General features: G+C 43.2%; 3 protein-coding genes and 1 riboswitch. Of the genes, 2 read left to right on the top strand and 1 reads right to left on the bottom strand.

Translation table 11 applies throughout. From position 1 onward, the window contains the following. Positions 1-71: 71 nt before the first annotated feature. Entirely contained in the window at positions 72-266 is a 195-nt protein-coding gene (locus ACI35L_RS05095) for a hypothetical protein (protein ID WP_049670528.1), read from the top strand. A 24-nt stretch (positions 267-290) separates the two neighbouring features. On the opposite strand, the gene serA is transcribed toward ACI35L_RS05095, so the two are convergent. Continuing rightward, positions 291-1,874, bottom strand: a complete 1,584-nt coding sequence (gene serA, locus ACI35L_RS05100) for a phosphoglycerate dehydrogenase (RefSeq protein ID WP_049670529.1) — start codon at positions 1,872-1,874, stop codon at positions 291-293. Between the two features lie 271 nt (positions 1,875-2,145). Continuing rightward, a riboswitch (FMN riboswitch) is annotated at positions 2,146-2,279 on the top strand. A gap of 173 nt (positions 2,280-2,452) precedes the next feature. Here serA and ACI35L_RS05105 point away from each other — a divergent pair. Next, positions 2,453-3,037 carry an ECF transporter S component gene (locus tag ACI35L_RS05105; RefSeq protein ID WP_049670530.1) on the top strand — a complete coding sequence of 195 codons (585 nt, stop codon included), beginning with the start codon at positions 2,453-2,455 and terminating at the stop codon, positions 3,035-3,037. Positions 3,038-3,141 lie beyond the last annotated feature (104 nt).

A 3,141-nucleotide genomic window follows, 5' to 3' on the forward strand; every position in this document is an offset into this window, starting at 1 on the left:
GGAAAAACGGTTCTATTCAACTCTGACTGGAAATACATATGGAAGGGTGAAAAAATGACGGAGGGTTACGTATGATCAGTTATGCAAAACGTTTCTTTATTGTTTTTCTCTTGGCAATCTGCATCAGCCTTCTATTTCTGGCAGGGAGACAGACAGAAACCGCACAGAAAAGCGATGGAGCGGCAGCAGAAAAGGATGGAGTAACTTGGGAATCATACCCCGAATTTTATCTAATGGGGAAAAGCACAAATGCCCGTTCCAGTTGAACGGGCATTTGTTTATTTATAGGCTTAACATAAAGGCAATTCAATCAGGGTTGCCTCCGAAATTTCCAGTGTTGACAGTAGTTCATTAGGAATATCTGAAGGGAGCGGATCATCAAAGGTTAACACCATAATGGCTTCACCGCCGGCCTCCTTACGGCCCACCTGCATGGTTGCAATATTGAGATTTAAATCACCCAGTTTCTTGCCGACAACTCCAATTACACCAGGGCGGTCATGATGCTGGATGTAGAGGATGTGCCCTTCTGGATAGAAGTCGATTTTGAAATCATTGATGGCAAAAATACGTGGACCGTATTCCTTAATATAGGTTGCCTTCACTTCCATTTTCTTTGTTTCTCCAACTACTTTAACAGTCACACTGGAGGAATATCCATGTGCCTCATTGGAAATTTTCTCTCCAACGGTTATGGAGCGCTCCTTCGCATAGAGGAGGGCATTTACCTCATTGACATTGACATCAACACGTCCTTTAAAGAAGCCGGAAACCAATGCCTTCGTGAGAATACTCGTATCATAATCAAATGAATCTCCTCCATAAGTAATGGAGATCTCTTTGATACCCTCATTAATAAATTGGGAAAGAAAGCTTCCAAGAGTCCTAACCAATTGATAGTATGGCTGAATCCGGCTGAACAGTTCAGCTGGAATGGCAGGCAGGTTAATAGAATTGGATACCGGTATGCCGTCCACAAAGGAAACCACCTCTTTAGCCACCTGCTTTGCGACATTTAACTGGGCCTCTTTTGTTGAAGCCCCTAAATGCGGTGTGACGATGATTTGGTCGAGGTTGAGAAGTCGATTGCCAACAGGCGGCTCCTCCACAAACACATCAAGCGCTGCCCCTGCAACCTTGCCTGACTCAACAGCATCATACAATGCTTCCTCATCAATGATACCGCCGCGTGCACAGTTGATGAGATAAACGCCGTCCTTGCATTTCTGAATCGTTTCCCGATTTAGGAGGCCTTTTGTGTCTTTCGTTAAAGGAGTATGTACAGTAATGAAATCAGATACGGTTAATAATTCCTCAAAGGATCCTGTGGTGACATGAAGTTCTTTCGCCCGTTCAGTTGTCAAAAATGGATCAAACGCGAAAACATCCATTTGAAAGGCTCTCGCCCTTTTCGTAAGCTCAGAACCGATGCGGCCCATCCCAACAATCCCGAGTGTCTTGCCCTTTAATTCTGTTCCAGCAAATCGATTGCGTTCCCAAGAGCTGTTTTTAACGGTTTGATGGGCTTGGGGAATATTGCGGGCTAATGACGCAATCATCGCGAAAGTGTGCTCCGCTGTTGAAATGGTATTACCATCAGGTGCATTGACAACGATGACGCCGCGCTTCGTGCATGAAGGCACATCAATATTGTCTACCCCGACACCTGCTCGTGCAATAATCTTTAAGCTTGTCATGTCATTAAGGAGTGCTTCCGTCACCTTCGTGGCGCTTCGAACCAGCAAGGCATCAAATTCATGCAGCTCATTCTTTGCGTTCTCGACTGTCTTTTGAACAACTTCAATGTCTTCTCTACCGATGAAAGGGGTCAAACCATCTGGCTTGATTGCATCTGCAACTAGAACTTTAAACAAAATTGTCACCTTCCTGTTGGAAAATTTGCTATGTTTTCACTCTACAAGACTGTCATTCTATGTGTCAATTATGTAACCGCTTACTATTTTGATATTTCAAAAAATAAATTTTACTTAGATATTCCTATGATTCTCATTGACATTTGACAAAGAAGGTATATGTAAATTATGACATAGGATACTTTTCTCTTGTGTTTGTCATAACCTGATGGTATTCTTGCTTTGAAGACTCATTCATAATGAATGAAGATTCAAACCAAATAAAATATTGGTCTATCTTCGGGGCAGGGTGAAATTCCCTACCGGCGGTGATGAATGTATGCATTCTAAGCCCGCGAGCCTTTCGGGGCAGGATTTGGTGAAATTCCAAAGCCGACAGTATAGTCTGGATGGGAGAAGATGGAGGTCTCTGTTAACGTTCGAAAAGCAAAGTTTCGAAACGTTTCTTTCACATTGCCTAATTCTCCCTTTATCTAATAAGATAAAGGGTTTTTTCATGGAGACGATGCTTTTGGAACGGATATTAGCAGAACCTTTCTTCTAGAAGAGGTAGCACCAGAACCTAAGGAGAGAGGAAAATGAACAGAAAAAACAGCAAGATTCAAAAAATGGTCAAGATCGGCATCCTCGGTGCCATCGGGTATGTTCTAATGATATTGAACTTCCCGTTCCCAGGATTTCCCGCATTCTTGCAAATCGATTTCAGCGATGTACCAGCATTAATTGCAGCACTCGTTATGGGGCCGGTGGCCGGCATTATGGTCGAACTATTGAAAAATATTCTAGACTTCATGATGACAGGCAGCGACACAGGTATCCCAGTTGGCCACTTCGCCAACTTTATCGGAGGCGTCTCCTTTATCTTGCCAGTCTACTACCTGTATAAGAAAGTCGGTAATAAAAAAGGCATGATCCTCGGTCTAATTGGCGGAACAATTATTCTTGCAGGGTTTATGAGTATCATGAACTACTATGTCTTGCTCCCAGTATACAGCAAGCTGCTTGGCTGGAACATGTCAGGTCCGGAAATTCGCGCCTATATCACCGCTGCAATTATTCCGTTCAACCTAATTAAAGGAAGCATCATCGCAGTTGTATTCCTATTGTTATTCAGCAAGCTGCAAGGATGGCTCATGAAAGAATCTGTCATTAAAAGTGCTTGAGTAAGCACATAATATAGAGTGAAGAGAAGCAGGGGATTGTGCTGCTTCTCTTTTTTATTTGGTCGTAGGGATGTAGGAAGGCTTGCTGCTGTTACAGGGAGGAG

Origin of the sequence: Pradoshia sp. (assembly GCF_051873915.1) — a bacterium.
Lineage (GTDB): Bacteria > Bacillota > Bacilli > Bacillales > Pradoshiaceae > Pradoshia.

Coding starts and splice junctions, on each gene's coding strand:
- ACI35L_RS05095 (WP_049670528.1), top strand. CDS start 72: ATGATCAGTTATGCAAAACGTTTCTTTATTGTTTTTCTCTTGGCAATC.
- ACI35L_RS05105 (WP_049670530.1), top strand. CDS start 2,453: ATGAACAGAAAAAACAGCAAGATTCAAAAAATGGTCAAGATCGGCATC.